Consider the following 18,947-nt stretch of genomic DNA (forward strand, 5'->3'; position numbering starts at 1 on the left):
TTTATCCTCCCTGACGTGGGGCTACGATTTCCAGACGGTCGCCCTCTTGCACTGGGGTAGTTGTGCGTTGGCCTGCAGGCACAAAAGCTTCGTTGATTGCTGTTGCAACCTTGGCCGCGCCATAACCCAGCTCGTCGAGCACTGCGCTTAGCCTCTCTGAAGTGACCTCGTGTGGATCACCATTCACTGAGATTTTCATCCATCACCTCTGGTTTTATGTCATCACATATAAATTCGGCCACCTGTCTGGCCATTGCGGGTGCAAGCAAAAAACCGTGTCGAAACAGTCCATTAACGTAGATTCGCTGACCTCTTTGACGAATGCGGGGCAGGTTGTCGTTAAAGGCCGGGCGCGCATCGGTGCCAATCTCCAAGAGTTCGGCTTCACCAAAGGCCGGATGTAAGGCGTAGGCGGCGCTCAACAACTCCAGGATCGAACGCACCGTTGGCCGTGTGCGTTCGCCGCTTTCAATCTGCGTTGCACCCAACATGAAAACACCATCACCGCGTGGGACCACATATAAGGGAAAGCGAGGATGCAAAAGGCGGACCGGACGGTGCAGGGACACATCCGGGCAGCGCAGAACAACCATTTCCCCTTTGACACCGCGCAGATCTTTTAAATCATCTTGGGCTGCCAACCCTCTGCAGTCGATGATGCGCCCAGAAACAGGCGTGGCGGAGGCAAATTGTACTCCGCGCGATTGCAGGTTCTGCCACAGTGTTTTCAACGCAGCGCGCGGGGTGATATGGGCTTCTTCTTGAAAATGCAGCGCTTTTGAAAAGCGGCCTTCAAGAGTAGGTTCCATCTGTGCAAGCTGTTCCGCATCAAGTGTGCGATGCCCCGCAGTCCGGCGCGCAAAGCGGGTCAGTTCATTGCGATCCCGGCCCAGAGCAACCACAAGAGATCCATTGCGTACCACTGGTACCCCCTGCGCCTCCCACCAATCGGCAGCTTCTTGACCAAGCCGAACAACGGGTTCCTCGGCGGTTTCGCCTTCACAAAACGGCGCAAGCATTCCGCCGGCCCACCAGGAACAGGCTTGCGTGCCGGGCTCTGGCGCTTTTTCGCAAATCTGAACGCGTTGACCACGCGCGGTCAATTCAGTTGCGACACAGAGCCCAACGACACCGGCCCCTAAAATGGTGATAGCGGTGTCGGTCATTTCCAGATCTCATGAAAATGGTGCACCGGGCCGTGGCCTTTGCCAATGTTGATAAGATCACTGGCCCGGATGGCCTCATGCAACCAACCATGGCATCGTTCCATCGCGTCTGAAAGCAGGGTGCCTTTTGCCAGCTCAGCTGTCAGAGCTGAGGACAGGGTGCAGCCTGTGCCATGTGTATTTCGGGTTTTCAGACGTGGAGCTTCATAGGCTGTGACGGTTTCGGCTGTGATGAGGTAATCACGACAGCTTTCACCACGTCCGTGCCCACCTTTCATCACAACCGCTTTAGGGCCAAGCTCTAACAACGCAAAGCCTTGAGCGATCACATGATCTTCGGTGGCAGCGGTGTCTTCGCCTAACAGGCGTGCTGCTTCTGGCAGGTTTGGTGTGAGTACAGTAGCACGTGGTAAAAGTGCGGTTTTAAGCGTTTCAACGGCATCGTCTGCAAGCAAAGGATCGCCAGAGGTTGCGATCATAACTGGATCCAAAACGATGGGGGATGAAAGCCCTTCTACTGCTTCTGTGACTTCAAGGATCAAATCTGAAGTTGCAAGCATCCCGATTTTTATGGCGTTAATTGCAATGTCATCAATCACAGCAGAAATTTGCGCGGCAGCCATTCCCGGCTCTACCGCCTGAACCCGGGTCACGCCTTGGGTATTCTGTGCCGTAAGAGCGGTGATCGCAGATGTGCCAAAAACGCCCAAAGCGGAAAAGGTTTTGAGATCTGCCTGAATGCCTGCACCGCCGCCGCTGTCAGACCCCGCGATGGTCAGCGCGGCAGGATGCTGCGACCTGGATTTATCTGACATGTTTTCCCCCATTGTCATGTTCCAGACAGTGCTAAGCGAGGGGAGGGATGAACATGCGGCCGATCACCATGTGTTCAGTTCCGTTCCCTACGCCGGTATTGCCCGGATCAGGTTCGATGGGTTAGCACAGTGCCTCTCAGCCCTTGTAAAAGGGCACCCCAACGGATCAAAGCGAACTTAAACGCGAAAGGGGGGCGTTAGCAAGTGAAATTTAAGATCTGATATAACACATTAAAAACAGTATCTTAGGTTTTATTTTGCGAGTTCTGTGAGCGGCAAATTGTGCAGTGCGTTTAAGCGTGGCTCCTATGATGGATGGGGGCGACGCTTTCTGAAACCCCTTATTTTATTCGGACAATGTGGCGCTGTTAAATTTTGTAGCACTGATTTGTAGCACGGGGCCGCTTATGTGGAACCTGTTTAGTGCAGATTAGCAACCAATCCGCAGGAATTTATTGCCTGATTGAGTTGTTAAACTTCACGTGCGAATTGACACCGATCTGCTGACCCGGCTTTTTACTAAAATCTACACTAAGATTCCCCGTGTTGCGAGCGGTATCCCGCCGTCTGCGGTGCCGCCGAGCAGCCAAATAAAACCGTCGATTGGGAACTGGAAGAACCCACGTTTGATTTGCATTAACAACCGCCTAAATCCTAGGAATTCTTGCCGAATGTTGATTTTTGATCTCAAAGCTTTCGTCGAAACACGTTCAATTTGCAATTTATGGTTGAATATACTTTTAGGTAGCGATACGTTGCTTTGAACGAGACTCTGCCTCGCACAACGCGTTGTCGTAACTGCGACGTGAGATTAAAAGTTATACTATATCAGCCAAACCATGGTGATTTGACACTTCATGGCGAAAGGAGGCGGTGTCTCGTGCCAACTGCCATTTCTGTAGCGTTTGGGAAAACGCCGACGCCCCCGGTAGAATTTTCCAGTATGGCCGCACTGAAAACTCACCTCAAGATTTCGGATAAGGAACTTTTGGTAATTCGGAAGCATCGTTCCAAGATGTATTCCCATTTCATCATTCCCAAAAAGTCGGGAGGGGTTCGGTTTATTGACGCGCCGAAGCCTCGCCTTTTGTATCTGCAAAGGCGTTTGCTCGAAGTTTTAGTGAAAATGCACAAGCCCAGAAATCCAGTTCACGGTTTTGTGCGGAAACGGTCGGCAATTACGAACGCCGAGGAGCATCTCAACCGAAAACATGTAATGAACATCGATTTAAAGGACTTCTTTCCTACTATTACACAAGACCGGGTTTCCAGTTTACTTCGCATTCTTGGTATACCCAGTGATGTTCGAGCAGCCATTTTGTCGATATGCTGCGCAAATGGTCGATTGCCTCAAGGAGCGCCCACGAGCCCCGTTTTCTCAAATATGATATGCCTCCGCATGGATCGACAGTTGATGGGATTTTGCAAGACGCGCCGCATCAAGTACTCACGCTACGCTGATGATTTGACATTCTCTTTGTACACTGCCCCACATCAACTTTTTTCGGAGAGTGTTCCAAGCCCCGGAAAGCTGGCATCAAGCCAAATTTCACGAGAACTTAAGTCGATAATTTTGGATAATGGATTTGTTCTGAACGAAGATAAGCTCAGGTATTTTGGCCCTTCGTCGAGAAAAGAAGTTACTGGTCTGATAGTCTCAGATTTTGTCAACGTACCGCGCAAGTTTGTCAGGAATATTAGAGCCACCATTTTCGACATCGAGAAAAATGGGTTTCCTGCTGCTCAGATTAAATTCAGCACGCTATATCGGAAGACAAATCCCCTATCTGAACACCTGCGTGGAAAGATTGTATAGATCTCCCAGGTGAAGGGCTTAAATGATGCTGTCTACTTGGGCCTCGCGCGCCGCTATAACAACCTTTTCCCTGATAAATCATTGGAAATTGGATATAGTAAAGGGGAGATCAGAGATCTTGCAAACTGGATTCTCGAAAAAGATGCGGACACTCCAGAAACTTCCGATCAAGGCAGCGCGTTCTTTCTCAAAAATATTGGTCTTGTAACGGCCTTCCACTGTATTAAAGGGGCAAAAAGAATTGAAGTTTTCCATCCTCATGAACCTGAAAAACGATTTACAGTTTCGGTCAGGAAGAGTTGCGAGCATAGGGATTTGGCGATACTCGACCACGCTGTTCCTGAGAGTAAGTACCTGAGCCTCGAAATGATAGACAGGCGCATGCGGACAGGTGATGCTGTTCAAATTGTAGGATATCCCTCTTTTGGACCGGGCAGCAGTCTCCAAGTGCGCGAAGCTAAAATTGTTTCCCAATAAACCAAATCGGCGGTAAAACAACTGTTCGTTGAAGGGGAAATTAACCAAGGCAACTCAGGTGGTCCTCTTGTTGACCAATTGGATCGGGTTGTGGGTATCGCCCATAAAGGTGGACCGAATGAAGCAATTGATGTTGCAATTTCTATTCAAGAAATCACCACTCTATAATTTAAAAAATCAATTAAGGTATAGTTGATCCCTTTCCGCCGGCAGTCTATCTTCCGACCCCCGCTTAGAGATAATTGTGTTTCACAGTATGAAACAACGTCTTCAATCGGCAACCGGTGCCTAAACTCTCGAATTTCATCACATCCGAATTGAGGCAAGTTGGGGGTGTAGCGGCATGACAAAAAGATGTTGATCGGGCCTATCTTTTTTGAGCCGTGCACAAATAAGGACCAGCAATCCATTGCTTTTTATGTTTTGGTTCTTGATGAATAAACGATCATACCTTGAACACGCTGCGAATGAGGAAAATTAACCTCTTTGTTCGATCAAAAGCAGTTTTCTCATTCAGACGTAAATTCTTTCAATCTGGCAACTGCTGCAACACGTTGCTGCTCAATATACAGTGCCAACTGAGGCAACGCTACATTGCTTCTTCGCATTGATTTCTTTTGATCGTTAAAGAAGTCAAGTTTGATCTTTCCTTTCTTGATTTTTGGTCGAGAGCCTCCGGTTCAAGCCCGAAATATTCTCGTGCCATCTGAGCGAATGGGATCTCTTCGCTACCATCACGACGTGCCAACAGCAGCATCAGTGTTGTCATGATTTTTTCAATGCCCCATCAGCTTCAATTCTTTTTCAGCAGCATGTCGGGCATCAATGTAATCTGCGAAGTCAATCAGATGGATACCCTTGGCGCATTTTTGGCTTTCTTCCTCTATGAGAACGAGTGGAAGCTTAATTTGCCCAGCTCGGATTTTCTCATGGAACTTCCCAACAGAAAGTTCGAACCAATCCTGCGCGACCTTTTCTGAATCGATGATTGCCTGTGCGTTGTACATTGCCATCATCATAATTGCTGTGTTCATTGGATTTCCTCGTATTTGACGGCCTGTTTTTTTGGGGGCCGCCTGGGTTTGAAAAACCGCCACCCAAGGCGACGGTTTTGAGGAAATGGTGCGAAGCCGTATTTTCGGAAGAAAGTTTGTTAGTAGGTTTGAATCCTATCTTGGCTGCGACTGTATTCGTCGCTGTCAAGACTATGTTCATACTTCCGCCAACAGTCTTTCAGTCTCTCTGATCGCGGCAAGCTTGTCGTCGAGCGCTCTTTTGGCTTTTCGGACTTGGCGCCAGCACCAGGCCAGGTTCACCAAGTCGATCCCTTTAACATCGCAAAAGTGCTCGGTATCGACATCTCTGACCAATGCCTGGTCGCCCAGGCCGCTTCTGTAGTCGTTTGTGAAATGCCTGATCTGCTCGCCTATTATCCCGATGCGCTCATCATCAATGTCTTCGAGGCCGCTCCGTTCGCAGAGGCTGTTGAGAAGCGACAGGACGAAGGGGCGAGTAATGCCTTGCGGCACAAGGCCAACTTCACGCCATTCTTGCGCCTAAAGTCGCCCCTGAGAAATCACAGCCAAAACCAGTTCATGCGTTTCGTGTTCGATTTTTTCATCCATTTTTGTTCCTCCAATGGGTGAGGCCACGATGCGTGGCCTCTCAAGGCGCCGGTGGAAGGAGTTACCCACCGACGGTTGCGCTCAGGCGGCGCGCGGGAAGTCCAGGCGATCAGCGGTTCGGAGTAGAACATCTTGGAAGGCATTAGCCAGTAGACAGAGGTCTTCGACATAAGGTGCTGCTGGATCGAGATCTGCAAAATGAGCCGACTCTGGTCGGCTGAAGTCGTGCACATGCTCAAGGGTGAGCAGCTCGTGCAGGCGTACCAAGCCTTGGCTAAGGAAGGGTTCGATTGGGTCTGGTGCGAACATGCGCTGACCATCGGTTATCGCCCTTCTCTAACCGAAATTGTGCAAATCATTGGCCGCGCAACACGAGACGCCCCCGGCAAGCTAGGGGCGGTTTTTACAAATCTTGTTGCGGAGCCGGGTGTCGAGACTGGTTGGTCGTAGCAGATGCCGTCAACGACATGTTCAAGGCGATCTCGGGCTCGCTGCTGATGGAGCAGGTGCTGGCCCTCAATTTCAAATTCTACCGCCGTGAAGATGGCGATATCCGAGAACCTGTCGAAACCGACGGTCAGGGCAATGTGATGATCGGTATCAAGGGTCTTGTAGAGCCGCCCACAGACCGTGCAAAAGATATCTGTGAGCAAGATATGAAAGATCTGATGGCTGCGGCCTGTCAGGCGATGGATCGTAGGGTTCTGGAACCTGACACTACGCCTGAGGTGGCTACTCAGATGGTTCTGACCGATATCATTAAGAAGCGCTATGAAGCCTTGGATGAAGAAGAAACGGAGTCTGTTCGCCAGCATCTTGCAGCGCACATGAACATCTTTAGCATTGCTCGAGATGAGCAAGCAAAGGGAATGGCCGAAACGCAGTCCATCTTTGAAGGTAAAAAGCCTGATTTGGATGATGAAGAAGAAGTTGAGCTTGGTGGTGCACAGAATACGCTGCTCCAAATGGTAAAGAAATTCATCAATGTCAGAGACATTGATGTTGCGCTGATCGACAGCGTCAACGCCTTTCGAGAGCAGTTTGAGGTGGCTTCAAAGTCCTTGGATTCAGACCTTTTGGCGCATGTTCAATCTGCCATGGTCGCCATACGGGTTTCTTTCAATGCGTTTTCACGACGCTTTAACTAGGTTTTTGCTGCCTGTTCAGTTGCGAATGTTTCGACCAGATTGAGAATGACCTTGCCCTTTTTCTTCTTCCGGAGCTGCGCGGTGAAGCTCGGTTTGCCATTTGTCTTGAGGCGTCCTGTGATAGTTCCCATGGGAGTTCCTTTCAGTCACGGGGTTTCCATGGCCGGGACATCTGATCGTTCGATTTGTTCGGAAGCGTGTTTGATTGGGTTTGAATCCCAAACCGGGGGTGATCGGGCGGAATGGGGGAAAACCGATGAGGTACGGTAGTGACCGGGCAGTGCTCAATTTGGGGTGCTGGAACTTGGGTAGAAAAAAGTGCTACACGGCGCCGTCGGTGCTACATTCTGTAGCACCGCACCTAAAAACGGGGCTAATTTGGGCCAAAACGGGGAAAAAGCGCAAAATGGCGAATCCAAAAAACCAAGAAAAATCAGGGTTTTCCGATCTTCGGCGGGCTGCGCGCCTATCCATTGCACCCATGATGGACTGGACCGATCGACGCTGTCGAATGTTTCACCGTTTGTTAAGTCGTGAAACGCTTCTTTATACTGAAATGGTCACGGCTCCTGCGTTGGTGCGTGGCGGTGCTTTGCATTTGTTGGAGTTTTCCCCCGAAGAACATCCGGTTGCACTACAGCTCGGTGGCTCTGATCCAAAAGAGTTAGCAGCGGCTGCAAAGTTTGGTGCTGATGCGGGCTATGATGAGATCAACATCAATTGCGGCTGTCCTAGTGATCGGGTGCAATCCGGTGCCTTTGGCGCAATTTTGATGCAGACGCCTGATCTGGTTGCGGACTGTGTGGGGGAGATGCGGGCGGCAGTTGATGTGGAAGTGACAGTGAAATGTCGCATTGGCGTCGATGAGCAAGAGCCGCGCGATATTTTGCCTGTATTTTTGGAAAAGATCCGAGATGCCGGGTGTCGGCGGGTGACAATTCACGCGCGTAAAGCTTGGCTGAAAGGCCTTAGCCCAAAAGAAAACCGTGATATTCCACCGCTGGATTATGATCTTGTGCACGAAATGAAAGCCGCGTTTGGCGATATGCATATCTCGATTAACGGCGGCATCGACAGTCTGGAGCAGGCGCAAGAACTACTCGCAAAAGGTCTTGACGGGGTTATGATTGGGCGTGCGGCGTACCATCAACCTGTCGATATTTTGTCGGCTGCGGATCCTGTGATTTTTGGTACAGGTGCGGTGATTTCTGCAGAACAGGCCGTGCGTGCGATGCTGCCTTTCATTGAGGACGAGCTTCAGAACGGTGCGCGATTGAATCAAATCACCCGCCATATGTTGGGAGCATTTGCCGGGCGTCCAGGTGCGCGCCAGTGGAGGCGACGCCTATCCGAAGAGGCGAATAAACCCGGTGCAGGGCCTGAATTGGTGGAAAGCACATTAAACGAAGTGATTCAGCGCGCGGCATAAGCGCTGGACATTCTGGCGCTGAGCCGCTCTTTTCCCACTAATCAACTTGAGGTGGGGAGAGAGTGAGCAGCATGCCTGATTTTGGAACCTTAATGCTTTTGTGCGCCATTTTGGCGGCAATTGGTGCAATCGCTGGCGTGCTGGCAGGTCTTTTGGGCGTCGGCGGTGGCATTGTATTGGTGCCTGCCTTTTTCTATACGTTTCAAACCTTGGGCTATGGCGGCGATCAGCTAATGCAGATCTGCCTTGCAACATCGCTTGCAACAATTATCGTTACGTCTTTGCGATCGGTGTCGAGCCATCACAAAAAAGGCGCTGTGGAATGGGAAATTCTGCGCCGCTGGGGGCCGGGAATTGTTGTGGGGGCAGCGATCGGAGTTGTTGCGGTTTCTGCCTTGCAGTCGTCGTCTTTGCAGTTGCTTTTTGGCGTTTTGGGTTTGTTGATCGGGACCTATATGGGGCTGGGACGCAGTGAATGGCGCCTTGGTGATGAGATGCCACAGGGGATCAAACGTGCGACTTTGTCCCCCATGGTCGGATTCTTATCCGTCCTTATGGGAATAGGAGGGGGCAGCTTTGGTGTTCCATTGATGAGCCTGCATGGCGTTGCGATCCATCGCGCGGTTGCAACAGCCGCCGGCTTTGGTGTGATTATCGCGGTGCCCTCGGTCATCGGGTTTTTATTTGTCGCCATCGATCCTGCTGTTCGCCCGCCTTTTACGGTTGGTGCAGTCAATCTGGGAGCGTTTGCAATTGTTGTCGCGATGACCACGTTGACAGCGCCGATTGGAGTTCGTTTGGCGCATTCTATGAACCCCAAACCCCTGAAACGGATTTTTGCTGTATTCTTGATCTTTGTCGCGTTGAATATGCTGCGCAAAGCGTTGGGATACTGACGCTATTGGGCTTTACGCCCGCGTTTTGCAGCGCGCCCGCCTCGGCGTGTCTTGGGGGCTGCTTCGCGCTTTGGAAGTTCGGCCAAGAGCGAAAGCCGTTCGTCATCTGACATTTTCGACCAGCGCGTGATCTCGTCGATAGAGCGGGCACACCCCGTGCACAGCCGTGTTTCGGGATGAATCACACAGATCTGCACACAAGGGGATTGAATCTCATCTCTTTTCCAGACCTCTTGGGTCATAGTCCCGCGCTCCTTAAGTCGTCTTGAGATGGCGCAATCGATCCAATGCGCCTTGCAGGATATATGAGGCTGCGACGTTATCAATCAACTCTGCACGCCGTTTTCTTGAGGTGTCCGCTTCCAAAAGCGCACGCTCAGCCGCGACGGTGGAAAGGCGTTCATCCCAAAAGCCGATGGGTAATTCTGTGATCCGGTTCAAATTGCGGGCAAATGCGCGGGTTTTCTGGCATCGTGGTCCTTCGCTGCCGTCCATGTTGCGGGGCAATCCCAAGAGGAGGCCATTGAGTTCCCGATTGGCGATGATCTCTAGCAGGCGCGCGCTATCAAGCGTAAATTTCTTGCGCTTGATCGTTTCCAGCGGAGTAGCAGCTGTGCCCAACCGGTCTGATATGGCAACGCCGATGGTTTTATCGCCTAGGTCCAACCCCGCAAGGGCGCTCATCGGAGGAAGAGCCGCTGCGAAATCTTCGATTGTCTCATAGATCATGGGGCAAATCCTGCTTGGGTGGCTGCGGTATCAATCACACGGCGATCCTCTGGACTGTCGGCAAATCGTGCACGTGCTTCGCTCAGTATGGTGAGCGCTTCATCTACGCGGTTTAAGACCGAAAGTGCGACGATCAGCTGGCCCCATTCTTGGGCCGTGCCGCCATCGCTTGCCAGTCGGTCTGATAGGCTGGCCACCATTGAATGGATCATTTCAGCACGTGCCTGAGGGGTTAGCTCTGCAGCTGCGTCAATATCGCCTGCACTGGGTCCGGCTAACGCACTGCCGGGGGCAATGGGCGTATAATTCTGCCCCGCGCGTTCGGCCATGTCACCGATTTGGGCCTGAATGGCGATAGTCCAACGGGCATTTTCTGGGCTGACAGAAAGCGTTTCGCGCCAGATATCAAACGCAAGGTCGGGGCGGCCAAACTGCCCCATCATCAATCCCCAGTAATACCTTGCCATGCCTTGGCTCGCGTTTAATTCTAGGGCCTTTCGAAGTGCTATTTCGGCTTCGGGAGAGACAAGACCACCAGCAGCAATGATCATCAGCTCTGCCTGTTCTGTATAATCATCACTTGTTGCGGCCGCTCCCAACAAGGCAATTTGCCGGGTCTTTGCCTGATAGGCAGCTTTTAGGTTTCCAAGGCGCGCTTCGTGGCGAACCAGTAAGGCTTGTCCCTGTGCATCCTCTGGACGTGCGGCTGCAGCCTCTCGCAATTGCGCAACCAGTGCTTCGTAGCCTTGTTCTACTTGGGGCGGGGCGGCTTTAGGCGCGTCGGCCTCCATCTCTGCCTGAGAGGGGCGAGTGTTTGCATAAAGGCGGGCCTGTTCCAAACGCGTGTTCAGGGCAAGGTCGGGATACCCCGGTGCCCCCAGTTGCGCATAAAGATAGAACGTCCCGGTCAGTAAAAACACAACCACTGCAAGGGCGGTGACAAACGACGGCATACGAGGTTGGGCATTGCCGCTTGTGTGTCGTTGAACTGCGGCATCAGCAGCAAGAATGCGACGGGAAATCTCGATGCGCACACGCTCGCCGTCGGCCTCGTGCACCAGCCCACGCGCAACGTCTTTATCAACGTCGCGCAATTGCTGCTGGTAAAGACGCAGATCATAGGCTGCGGCGGGTTCCGCTGCGCTGCGCGCCCGCACAAGAACAAGCGCCAGCAGCAGGCCAATAGCAAGCGACATGGCTGCGGTCACAATCCAAAAGCTCATCTGCTCTCCCCCGTCAAACGTCTCATACTTTGGTCAGTCTCTATAGAGATGCAGCCTCAGACAAAAGCCCCAATGACTGCGACTTTGGCGCGCGCCCTTTGGTATTGAATTGTGTCACACGGTCAGGCAGATGTCGCAAAGTTACAGAAAACAGCCGATAAACGGCAGGCGCTGATATCACCGCATGTCGCATATATATTGCAATCTTGACTCATCGGATTCGCCAATGAAACGATACTCTGCTTTTGCCGTGGTGCGTGAAGCCCTGCGTTTTCACACCGGATGGGAGCGCGCATGGCGCTCTCCTGAACCAAAACGCCGCTATGATGCCATCATCATTGGGGCAGGCGGTCATGGTTTGGCAACGGCGTACTATCTTGGGAAAAACTACGGGATCACCAATGTTGCTATCCTTGAAAAAGGATGGCTTGGCGGCGGAAATACCGGGCGCAATACCACGATCATTCGCTCAAACTATCTGCAGGATCCGTCTGCCGCGATTTATGAAAAAGCGCGCAGCCTTTACGAAACTATGAGTCAGGATGTGAACTACAATATCATGTTCTCACCTCGTGGTGTTATCATGTTGGCGCAGACCGAACATGAGGTGCGCGGCTACAAACGCACGGCCCATGCCAATGCGCTGCAAGGGGTAGCGACCGAATGGATCGAACCTGCGCGTGTCAAAGAATTGGTGCCGATCATAAATTTGCAAGGCCCACGCTATCCGGTGCTTGGCGGCCTTTGGCAGGCGCGTGGCGGCACTGCGCGCCATGATGCCGTTGCATGGGGTTATGCACGGGCCTGCTCTGATATGGGAATGGACATCATTCAGAAATGCGAGGTCACAGGCGTACGTACTGAGGCCGGGTGTGTTGTTGGTGTTGATACCAACAAGGGTGCGATTGACTGTGATAAGCTTGGCATGGTTGTTGCGGGGCATTCATCGGTTTTGTCCAATATGGCAGGGTTCCGTCTACCAATGGAATCCGTAGCGCTTCAGGCGCTTGTGTCTGAACCGATCAAACCCTGTATGGATGTTGTTGTGATGGCCAATACGGTGCATGGTTATCTGTCGCAATCCGACAAAGGTGAGATGGTCATTGGGGGCGGCACCGATGCGTTTAACAACTACACCCAGCGTGGTTCCTTCCATCACGTCGAAGAAACCGTGCGCGCGTTGAATGAAACCTTCCCAATGCTCAGCCGTTTGAAAATGCTGCGCCAGTGGGGCGGGATTGTGGATGTCACCGGGGATCGGTCTCCTATTATATCATCTACGCCGGTTGGTGGCTGTTTTGTCAACTGCGGCTGGGGCACCGGTGGGTTCAAGGCCATCCCGGGCTCTGGCTGGGCCATGGCGGAATTGATGGCCACGGGTCATTCCAAACTGGCGGAAGAGTTCACCATGACCCGTTTCCGTGAAGGTAAGTTCATTGATGAAAGCGTCGCGGCAGGGGTGGCGCATTGATGGAACTATATTTGCTTTCTATCGTACTCCCAGCGCTTGGGTTCGTTTCTGCGGCGATTGGCGTTTTAGTGAGCGCAGAGGCTGATAGGAGTGGATGGCTCAAACGTTTGGGGCCATTGAGAACGGCTACAATTTTTGTTTCTCTAGCCTTCGCGATTTGTACAGCGTGGGTGGGGTACTTGCAGCATTTGTCAGGTGAAAAGCTGAATGGTCAGCTTGATGAGGCAAATAGAAAACTTGATCAGGCGAATATGGAACTAGCTCGAGTCAGCGAGGTCTCGCGGACTGCAGAAGGAGAAAAGTACTTTCACAATCAGTTGGTTGGGGAACTTAACCAAATTGTTCTGGATGGTGTGAAAGGAGCCGGAACGTTGTCGCTTCACGTTACCGGATATTGTGAAGTCGCAGAAGTTGGAATGACGAACATAATCGGTAAGTACAAAAAAATACAAGCTGGCCCATTGGTGTTTTCAGTGAAAGTTCCTGCTGACGCAGTCTCTGTTGTGGTCAAAAAGCAACCTCCTAATTTGTCAACCGGTAGATCCTTTGGTCAGCTTTGTAAGGCTCACTATAAGTTCGTGAAGGAGTGATAGCCAAATGCTCATCCTTAAATGTCCCTATTGCGGCGTTGAAGCCGAAGAAACCGAACTCACTGCAGGCGGCGAAGCGCATCTGAAGCGCTTTGGCCCCGGCTCATCTGATGATGAATTCCACGACTACCTTTTTACGCGGGAAAACCCTAAAGGCGTACATTTCGAACGCTGGCGCCATGCGAATGGCTGTGGCAAATGGTTTCATGCGGCCCGCTGCACGCAGACCTTGGAAGTGTTTGGCACCTACAGCGCGCAGACAACCGAACCCCCGCAAGAGATCAAAGATAAGATTGCCGCCAAACGTCCGGGCTGGACCTGGCGCGAGTTTTCTTGATGTCACGTGTGACATCTTATTTTTCCGTTTGGGGCATCTGGCCCCGCTCCAGCGCAGAAGGTTCGTGTAGATGAGCACTCGTATTTCGTCATCCGCCGCTCCCAGATTCGGTCGATTGATTGATCGTGACCAGCCCGTCACTTTTACCTTTAATGGTGCGCCTTTGCAGGGTTATGCAGGTGATACGCTGGCTTCTGCTCTACTGGCCAACGATCAGATGCTTGTTGGACGCTCTTTTAAATACCACCGTCCGCGCGGCGTGGTTGCAGCAGGCGCCGAAGAGCCGAACGCGCTGGTGGGCCTTGGTCGCAACGAACGGTTCGAACCGAACCAGCGCGCCACCACAACAGAGTTGTTTCACGGTCTCGAAGCACAAAGCCAAAACCATTGGCCAAGCCTGAACTTTGATATTGGCGTGTTGAACAGCAAACTGTTCTCTCGTTTTTTGACTGCGGGCTTTTATTACAAGATGTTCATCCATCCACGCCCGTTCTGGAAACATATCTACGAACCCTTCATTCGCCAATCTGCAGGGCTTGGAAAAGCGCCAGATACTGAACTAAAAGACGCAGATACCTACGAACATTTCTATTTTTTCTGTGATGTCTTGGTTGTCGGTGGCGGTGTTGCCGGGTTGCAGGCTGCGAAATCCGCTGCCGCCTCTGGTGCAAAGGTATTGCTGCTCGAACAAAACGCCTATTGGGGCGGTCGCGCTCCGGTTGATGGTGGTTTAATCGACGGCGAAGCGCCTGAGGTCTGGATCGAGAAAACTCGCGCGGATCTCGCTGCACTTGAGAATGTCACCCTACGCAGCCGCTGCATGGGTGCCGGGATCTATGATCATGGCTATGCGCTTGGATATGAACGCCTCACGGATCATGATCCGAAACTCTTTGGTCCACGCCATCGCCTGTGGCGCATTCGTGCCAAACAGATTGTAACGGCGACCGGCGCGGTTGAAAGACCCTTGTCCTTTGCTGGAAACGATGTGCCGGGCGTCATGCTGGCCTCTGCAATGCGAGAGTATGCGGTGAACTGGGGTGTTCTTCCCGGACAACGCATATTGATCGCAACCAACAATGATGATGCCTATCGCACCGCATTATGCCTGCAGGACGCTGGGGCTGAAATTACTTGCGTGGTTGATGCGCGCCCCAATGGCGGTGGTGCCTTGATGGAAGAAGTGCGCGCGCGCGGCATTCGGATTGAAACCGGGTATGCGATCAAAAAAGTACAGGATGGCAAACGGGTTCATCGTGTGGCGCTTTGTGCTCAGGATAGCGATGGCACGGATTTTGAAGAGGTAGATGTCGATGCGGTCGCCATGTCAGGCGGTTGGTCCCCTGTTGTGCATCTTTGGTCTCACTGCGGTGGGAAACTGATCTGGGATGAAACACAGGCTCATTTCAGACCAGATGCAGATCGTGCACCGACAAGCCATGATGGCGCAGGATTTGTTTGGGCGGCTGGCAGTGCCAATGGAGATATGACGTTGCAGGGGGCTGTCTCAGATGGCGCCCATGCCGGTGCAAAAGCTGCAGAGGCTGCAGGGTTCTCGGCCCAAATGCCAGATGCGCCCAACTGTGATGAGACAGTCGAAGCAGCGCTTTTGGCGGTCTGGTCGATGCCAGCTAAGGCGGGCATTAAACTACGTATGAAAACGTGGCTTGATTACCAAAACGACGTGAAAGTGTCGGATGTTCAGCTTGCCGCGCGTGAAGGCTATGAAAGCGTCGAACATACCAAACGCTATACCACATTGGGCATGGCCACGGATCAGGGAAAGCTTTCTAATATCAACGGTCTGGCTGTTCTGGCCGACAGTCTGGGTGCTGAAATACCACAGGTCGGAACAACCACATTCCGCCCACCTTATCATCCCATTTCGATGGGGGCGATTGGCGGCGAAGCACGTGGTGAAGTTTTCCAACCTCTGCGCAAAACGCCGATCTATAGCTGGAACGATAAAAACGGTGCCCATTGGGAGCCGGTTGGCCAGTGGCGTCGCCCATTCGCCTATGTTCGGGACGGGGAGACGGTGCATGAGGCGGTCAATCGTGAAGTAAAAAATACGCGCGAAAACCTTGGACTGCTTGATGCTTCAACCCTTGGAAAGTTGGTTGTAAAAGGGCCAGATGCGGGCAGGTTCCTTAATATGATGTATACTAACATGATGTCGAACCTGAAAATTGGCAAATGCCGCTATGGTCTGATGTGTTCAGAGAATGGCTTTTTGGTGGATGACGGTGTCGTCGCACGTATCGATGAAGACACATGGTTGTGTCACACCACCACCGGCGGCGCTGATCACATTTACAGCCATATGGAAGAATGGCTGCAAACGGAATGGTGGGATTGGAAAGTCTATGTTGCCAATGTCACGGAACAATACGCGCAAATCGCTGTGGTTGGCCCCAATGCGCGTAAAGTGCTGGAAAAGCTGAATGCTCAAGCCAACGGTGGCATGGATGTTTCTAAAGAGGCGCTGCCATTCATGGAGTGGCGCGATGGCACAATCGGCGGCTTTGATGCGCGTGCATATCGGATTTCGTTCTCGGGTGAACTGTCTTACGAAATAGCGGTTCCCGCGTCGCAAGGGGCCGCCTTTTGGGAGGCACTGATCGAGGCGGGTCAAGAATTTGGCGTGATGCCTTATGGCACTGAAACCCTGCATATTCTGCGCGCTGAAAAAGGGTTTATCATGATCGGGGATGAAACTGACGGCACGGTCATTCCACAGGATTTGGGTTTGAACTGGGCCTTGTCTAAGAAGAAAGACGATTATCTGGGCAAGCGTGCGCATGGCCGTAGTCATATGCAGGATCCTGATCGCTGGCAGCTTGTCGGTTTGGAAACACTGGATGGATCAGTTCTGCCTGAGGGGGCTTATGCCGTTGGCGGTGGATATAATGGCAATGGCCAGCGCAATACCATAGGGCGCGTGACCTCAACCTATTACTCTGCAAACTTGGGCCGTGGGATTGCCATGGGACTGGTGAAACATGGCCCCAAACGAATGGGTGACGTGATCACATTCCCGGGTACCGATGGTACCGAATATCACGCCAAGATCGTTGATCCTGTTGTATATGACAAAGAGGGCGAGAAACAAAATGTCTAAGGCAATCAGCGCTCTAGAGGGCGCTTCCTTTTCTGGCCTCGCAAATATTTCTGAAAGTGGCTTAACGGGCATGATCACCGTACGCGGTGATTTCAGCAACGCAGTGTTTCAAAAAAATATCGAGTTAGCTACAGGATGCACTGTCCCCTCGATACGAAAGATCTCGCAATCCGGTAGCAACACAGTGGTCTGGATGTCGCCAGATGAACTGTTGATTGTGACAGCACACGTAAATGCGCAGGGTTTGGTTTTGCAGCTTGAGGAAGCGCTGAAAGACCAACACGCACTTGTTGCAAATGTTTCTGATGCACGCGTCTGTTTTTCGATCTCAGGTGTAGATGCGCGGGAGGTTCTGTCAAAATTGGCACCCGTCGATTTTACCGAGACGGAGTTTCAGGCAGGAGATGTAAGACGCACACGTGTCGCACAGATTGCGGCAGCGGTCTGGCAAGATGACAGTGGCGACTTTACTTTGGTGTGTTTCCGGTCTGTTGCTGAATATGCATTCAATCTTTTGAAAACCGCTGCACATCCGCTGTCTGGGGTTATGGCGCAGTAAATTTTGGCGTCTTGAATTTATGTTCTCACTTAGGTTGTGTTGTGGCTTATGTGTCGGTAGTAATTTGTTTTATTGAATTAATTTAACTGGTGAATCGAATGAAAAAGCTCTTTTTAGCAACAGTTCTTGTTATATCTTCAGTCGCAGCTGCACAGTCCGAAACATATCGTTGTAAATTCCATGATCCGGGTCGCTACAATACAATTCCAAAAGAGGTGTTGGTAAAGGTCGCTCCAAATAACGCAGGCGCTGAGGTTGTTGACCCTATCTTGCTCTCAGAGCGCCAAGCTCCGAAAGCGGCGCGATTTGTTGACAACAACAGCAAATTACTACGTGTGCGCTGGCGTGTTGACGGTGCAACCTTTAGAGGGGGCGCAAAGTCCGACATGGATTTCTCTATGGTTTATCGGAAAGCGCGCAATCGTGCATCGATTACGCTGACGATTGCAAACTTCGACAATACAGATTCTGGAACCGGTCACTGCGTTCTTGAGTAAGCGTCAGATGACTGCATAATTGATACCCCTCCAATGCACGATCAGCCCCAAGTTTGGTAAATGATCGTGCATCAACCCCAGGGGCGAACACTTAAGCGGTAGAACTAAGCGACACACTAAGTGTCTGTTATCTTTTCTTGCCTCTTGACCTGCGCGGCCTTGCGCCTCATTTATCTGCGCAGGATAACTTAATTTGACAGGGGGCCATCATGGCATTTGAACTTCCCGATCTTCCTTATGCGCACGATGCACTGGCTGACAAAGGCATGTCTGCAGAGACGTTGGAATATCACCACGATCTGCACCACAAAGCTTATGTTGATAACGGCAACAAGCTGATTGCAGGCACTGAGTGGGAGGGCAAGACCCTCGAAGAGATCATTGTTGGCACCTACGACAAGACCGCAGTTGCGCAAAATGGCATTTTCAACAACATCTCTCAGCTGTGGAACCACAACCAGTTCTGGGAAATGATGGGCCCTGGCGCATCTGCACTTCCAGGTGAGCTGGAAAAAGCGCTGGTTGAAAGCTTTGGTTCTGTTGATGAATTCAAAAGCCAGTTTTCAGCGGCAGGCGCAGGGCAGTTTGGCTCTGGCTGGGCTTGGCTGGTCAAAGACACCGATGGTGGTCTGAAAGTGACCAAAACCGAAAATGGTGTGAACCCATTGTGCTTTGGCCAAACTGCACTGTTGGGCTGTGATGTCTGGGAGCACTCCTATTATATCGATTTCCGCAACAAACGCCCTGCTTACCTGTCGAACTTCCTCGACAACCTGGTGAACTGGGAAAATGTTGCATCACGCCTGTAAGCAAACAGTCGTATGATCTTGAAAGACCTGTCAGAGTGATCTGGCAGGTCTTTTGCATTTAGGGTGTTTGCCAAAGTGGGGTGACAGTTTTGTGAAAAAGATTTGTCTGAAAATTTCAGATTTATGCATAGATGAGTTGACACCTGTGTCACTCAGATTCTAGGCGTAACTTGCGCCAAAACATATAGTGCAATACACACAGGCAAATTTAAGGCCATAAAAAAGGCCTTTTGCACATG

The 18,947-nt window shown here is 51.6% G+C and carries 24 protein-coding genes and 1 riboswitch; of the genes, 15 read left to right on the top strand and 9 right to left on the bottom strand.

Annotated elements, in window-relative coordinates:
- Position 1 precedes the first annotated feature (1 nt).
- From thiS to thiD, 3 genes are read right to left on the bottom strand one after another with little or no spacing between them, the layout of a single operon-like run.
- Positions 2 to 199, bottom strand: a complete 198-nt coding sequence (thiS, locus tag BLP79_RS04595) for a sulfur carrier protein ThiS (protein ID WP_090216771.1) — start codon at positions 197 to 199, stop codon at positions 2 to 4.
- Entirely contained in the window at positions 177 to 1,166 is a 990-nt protein-coding gene (thiO, locus tag BLP79_RS04600; protein ID WP_090216772.1) for a glycine oxidase ThiO, read from the bottom strand. The genes thiS and thiO overlap by 23 nt, the downstream gene beginning before the upstream one ends.
- Positions 1,163 to 1,981, bottom strand: coding sequence for a bifunctional hydroxymethylpyrimidine kinase/phosphomethylpyrimidine kinase (gene thiD, locus BLP79_RS04605; RefSeq protein WP_090216955.1), 819 nt, complete (start codon positions 1,979 to 1,981; stop codon positions 1,163 to 1,165). The genes thiO and thiD overlap by 4 nt, the downstream gene beginning before the upstream one ends.
- A 67-nt stretch (positions 1,982 to 2,048) precedes the next feature.
- Positions 2,049 to 2,152: riboswitch (TPP riboswitch) on the bottom strand.
- A gap of 709 nt (positions 2,153 to 2,861) precedes the next feature.
- Here thiD and BLP79_RS04610 point away from each other — a divergent pair.
- The 3 genes from BLP79_RS04610 to BLP79_RS20225 are packed head-to-tail and all read left to right on the top strand — an operon-like array spanning position 2,862 to position 4,442.
- A complete protein-coding gene (locus BLP79_RS04610; protein ID WP_139163167.1) occupies positions 2,862 to 3,797 on the top strand; it encodes a reverse transcriptase family protein in 936 nt (311 codons plus the stop codon).
- 9 nt (positions 3,798 to 3,806) lie between these two features.
- Positions 3,807 to 4,274, top strand: coding sequence for a S1 family peptidase (locus tag BLP79_RS04615; protein ID WP_157843949.1), 468 nt, complete (start codon positions 3,807 to 3,809; stop codon positions 4,272 to 4,274).
- A gap of 39 nt (positions 4,275 to 4,313) precedes the next feature.
- A complete protein-coding gene (locus tag BLP79_RS20225) occupies positions 4,314 to 4,442 on the top strand; it encodes a trypsin-like serine protease (protein ID WP_425284204.1) in 129 nt (42 codons plus the stop codon).
- Between the two features lie 421 nt (positions 4,443 to 4,863).
- Here the strand turns inward: BLP79_RS20225 and BLP79_RS04620 are convergent, their stop codons facing one another.
- Together BLP79_RS04620 and BLP79_RS04625 are read right to left on the bottom strand one after the other, a co-directional pair.
- Positions 4,864 to 5,043, bottom strand: a complete 180-nt coding sequence (locus tag BLP79_RS04620) for a hypothetical protein (RefSeq protein WP_090216777.1) — start codon at positions 5,041 to 5,043, stop codon at positions 4,864 to 4,866.
- A 7-nt stretch (positions 5,044 to 5,050) separates the two neighbouring features.
- Positions 5,051 to 5,371 carry a pyocin activator PrtN family protein gene (locus BLP79_RS04625; RefSeq protein WP_244516068.1) on the bottom strand — a complete coding sequence of 107 codons (321 nt, stop codon included), beginning with the start codon at positions 5,369 to 5,371 and terminating at the stop codon, positions 5,051 to 5,053.
- Positions 5,372 to 5,563: 192 nt separating this feature from the next.
- On the opposite strand from BLP79_RS04625, the gene BLP79_RS19460 reads away from it, so the two are divergent.
- The 3 genes from BLP79_RS19460 to BLP79_RS04640 all read left to right on the top strand — a co-directional run bounded on the left by BLP79_RS19460 (position 5,564) and on the right by BLP79_RS04640 (position 7,047).
- Positions 5,564 to 5,920 carry a hypothetical protein gene (locus BLP79_RS19460; protein WP_139163168.1) on the top strand — a complete coding sequence of 119 codons (357 nt, stop codon included), beginning with the start codon at positions 5,564 to 5,566 and terminating at the stop codon, positions 5,918 to 5,920.
- Positions 5,921 to 6,097: 177 nt separating this feature from the next.
- A complete protein-coding gene (locus BLP79_RS19800) occupies positions 6,098 to 6,349 on the top strand; it encodes a hypothetical protein (RefSeq protein WP_198511973.1) in 252 nt (83 codons plus the stop codon).
- Entirely contained in the window at positions 6,340 to 7,047 is a 708-nt protein-coding gene (locus BLP79_RS04640) for a hypothetical protein (RefSeq protein ID WP_198511972.1), read from the top strand. Before BLP79_RS19800 ends, BLP79_RS04640 begins: the two co-directional genes overlap by 10 nt.
- Here BLP79_RS04640 and BLP79_RS20130 read toward each other — a convergent pair.
- Complete coding sequence (locus BLP79_RS20130; protein ID WP_269799307.1) at positions 7,044 to 7,178, bottom strand: hypothetical protein; 135 nt, start codon at positions 7,176 to 7,178, stop codon at positions 7,044 to 7,046. The two genes, BLP79_RS04640 and BLP79_RS20130, sit on opposite strands and share 4 nt — an antisense overlap.
- Positions 7,179 to 7,453: 275 nt before the next feature.
- Here BLP79_RS20130 and dusA point away from each other — a divergent pair, with 275 nt between their 5' ends.
- Both dusA and BLP79_RS04650 read left to right on the top strand, forming a co-directional pair.
- A complete protein-coding gene (dusA, locus tag BLP79_RS04645; RefSeq protein WP_090216781.1) occupies positions 7,454 to 8,476 on the top strand; it encodes a tRNA dihydrouridine(20/20a) synthase DusA in 1,023 nt (340 codons plus the stop codon).
- A gap of 71 nt (positions 8,477 to 8,547) precedes the next feature.
- Complete coding sequence (locus BLP79_RS04650; protein WP_090216783.1) at positions 8,548 to 9,372, top strand: sulfite exporter TauE/SafE family protein; 825 nt, start codon at positions 8,548 to 8,550, stop codon at positions 9,370 to 9,372.
- A gap of 2 nt (positions 9,373 to 9,374) precedes the next feature.
- Here the strand turns inward: BLP79_RS04650 and BLP79_RS04655 are convergent, their stop codons facing one another.
- From BLP79_RS04655 to ccmI, 3 genes are read right to left on the bottom strand one after another with little or no spacing between them, the layout of a single operon-like run.
- Positions 9,375 to 9,614 carry a DUF1289 domain-containing protein gene (locus BLP79_RS04655; RefSeq protein ID WP_090216784.1) on the bottom strand — a complete coding sequence of 80 codons (240 nt, stop codon included), beginning with the start codon at positions 9,612 to 9,614 and terminating at the stop codon, positions 9,375 to 9,377.
- A gap of 13 nt (positions 9,615 to 9,627) precedes the next feature.
- Positions 9,628 to 10,101, bottom strand: coding sequence for a Holliday junction resolvase RuvX (gene ruvX, locus BLP79_RS04660; RefSeq protein ID WP_090216786.1), 474 nt, complete (start codon positions 10,099 to 10,101; stop codon positions 9,628 to 9,630).
- Positions 10,098 to 11,324, bottom strand: a complete 1,227-nt coding sequence (gene ccmI / locus BLP79_RS04665) for a c-type cytochrome biogenesis protein CcmI (RefSeq protein WP_090216788.1) — start codon at positions 11,322 to 11,324, stop codon at positions 10,098 to 10,100. Before ccmI ends, ruvX begins: the two co-directional genes overlap by 4 nt.
- Before the next feature lie 226 nt (positions 11,325 to 11,550).
- Between ccmI and BLP79_RS04670 the strand changes: the two genes are divergently transcribed.
- From BLP79_RS04670 to BLP79_RS04700, 7 genes are all read left to right on the top strand, one after another.
- Positions 11,551 to 12,795: a sarcosine oxidase subunit beta family protein gene (locus tag BLP79_RS04670; RefSeq protein ID WP_090216790.1), complete on the top strand. Its 1,245-nt coding sequence runs from the start codon at positions 11,551 to 11,553 to the stop codon at positions 12,793 to 12,795.
- Positions 12,795 to 13,385, top strand: a complete 591-nt coding sequence (locus BLP79_RS04675; RefSeq protein WP_090216792.1) for a hypothetical protein — start codon at positions 12,795 to 12,797, stop codon at positions 13,383 to 13,385. Before BLP79_RS04670 ends, BLP79_RS04675 begins: the two co-directional genes overlap by 1 nt.
- A gap of 7 nt (positions 13,386 to 13,392) precedes the next feature.
- Positions 13,393 to 13,722: a sarcosine oxidase subunit delta gene (locus BLP79_RS04680; RefSeq protein WP_090216794.1), complete on the top strand. Its 330-nt coding sequence runs from the start codon at positions 13,393 to 13,395 to the stop codon at positions 13,720 to 13,722.
- A 70-nt stretch (positions 13,723 to 13,792) separates the two neighbouring features.
- Entirely contained in the window at positions 13,793 to 16,843 is a 3,051-nt protein-coding gene (locus BLP79_RS04685; RefSeq protein ID WP_090216796.1) for a sarcosine oxidase subunit alpha family protein, read from the top strand.
- A complete protein-coding gene (locus tag BLP79_RS04690; protein WP_090216798.1) occupies positions 16,836 to 17,402 on the top strand; it encodes a sarcosine oxidase subunit gamma in 567 nt (188 codons plus the stop codon). The genes BLP79_RS04685 and BLP79_RS04690 overlap by 8 nt, the downstream gene beginning before the upstream one ends.
- A 98-nt stretch (positions 17,403 to 17,500) precedes the next feature.
- Positions 17,501 to 17,899: a hypothetical protein gene (locus BLP79_RS04695; RefSeq protein WP_090216800.1), complete on the top strand. Its 399-nt coding sequence runs from the start codon at positions 17,501 to 17,503 to the stop codon at positions 17,897 to 17,899.
- A 209-nt stretch (positions 17,900 to 18,108) separates the two neighbouring features.
- Positions 18,109 to 18,708, top strand: coding sequence for a superoxide dismutase (locus BLP79_RS04700; RefSeq protein WP_090216802.1), 600 nt, complete (start codon positions 18,109 to 18,111; stop codon positions 18,706 to 18,708).
- Positions 18,709 to 18,947: the final 239 nt, after the last annotated feature.

The organism is Epibacterium ulvae (assembly GCF_900102795.1).
Taxonomy (GTDB): Bacteria; Pseudomonadota; Alphaproteobacteria; order Rhodobacterales; family Rhodobacteraceae; genus Epibacterium; species Epibacterium ulvae.

Coding starts and splice junctions, on each gene's coding strand:
- thiS (WP_090216771.1), bottom strand. CDS start 199: ATGAAAATCTCAGTGAATGGTGATCCACACGAGGTCACTTCAGAGAGG.
- thiO (WP_090216772.1), bottom strand. CDS start 1,166: ATGACCGACACCGCTATCACCATTTTAGGGGCCGGTGTCGTTGGGCTC.
- thiD (WP_090216955.1), bottom strand. CDS start 1,981: ATGTCAGATAAATCCAGGTCGCAGCATCCTGCCGCGCTGACCATCGCG.
- BLP79_RS04620 (WP_090216777.1), bottom strand. CDS start 5,043: ATGACAACACTGATGCTGCTGTTGGCACGTCGTGATGGTAGCGAAGAG.
- BLP79_RS19800 (WP_198511973.1), top strand. CDS start 6,098: ATGAGCCGACTCTGGTCGGCTGAAGTCGTGCACATGCTCAAGGGTGAG.
- BLP79_RS20130 (WP_269799307.1), bottom strand. CDS start 7,178: ATGGGAACTATCACAGGACGCCTCAAGACAAATGGCAAACCGAGCTTC.
- dusA (WP_090216781.1), top strand. CDS start 7,454: ATGGCGAATCCAAAAAACCAAGAAAAATCAGGGTTTTCCGATCTTCGG.
- BLP79_RS04650 (WP_090216783.1), top strand. CDS start 8,548: ATGCCTGATTTTGGAACCTTAATGCTTTTGTGCGCCATTTTGGCGGCA.
- BLP79_RS04655 (WP_090216784.1), bottom strand. CDS start 9,614: ATGACCCAAGAGGTCTGGAAAAGAGATGAGATTCAATCCCCTTGTGTG.
- ruvX (WP_090216786.1), bottom strand. CDS start 10,101: ATGATCTATGAGACAATCGAAGATTTCGCAGCGGCTCTTCCTCCGATG.
- ccmI (WP_090216788.1), bottom strand. CDS start 11,324: ATGAGCTTTTGGATTGTGACCGCAGCCATGTCGCTTGCTATTGGCCTG.
- BLP79_RS04670 (WP_090216790.1), top strand. CDS start 11,551: ATGAAACGATACTCTGCTTTTGCCGTGGTGCGTGAAGCCCTGCGTTTT.
- BLP79_RS04675 (WP_090216792.1), top strand. CDS start 12,795: ATGGAACTATATTTGCTTTCTATCGTACTCCCAGCGCTTGGGTTCGTT.
- BLP79_RS04680 (WP_090216794.1), top strand. CDS start 13,393: ATGCTCATCCTTAAATGTCCCTATTGCGGCGTTGAAGCCGAAGAAACC.
- BLP79_RS04685 (WP_090216796.1), top strand. CDS start 13,793: ATGAGCACTCGTATTTCGTCATCCGCCGCTCCCAGATTCGGTCGATTG.
- BLP79_RS04690 (WP_090216798.1), top strand. CDS start 16,836: ATGTCTAAGGCAATCAGCGCTCTAGAGGGCGCTTCCTTTTCTGGCCTC.
- BLP79_RS04695 (WP_090216800.1), top strand. CDS start 17,501: ATGAAAAAGCTCTTTTTAGCAACAGTTCTTGTTATATCTTCAGTCGCA.
- BLP79_RS04700 (WP_090216802.1), top strand. CDS start 18,109: ATGGCATTTGAACTTCCCGATCTTCCTTATGCGCACGATGCACTGGCT.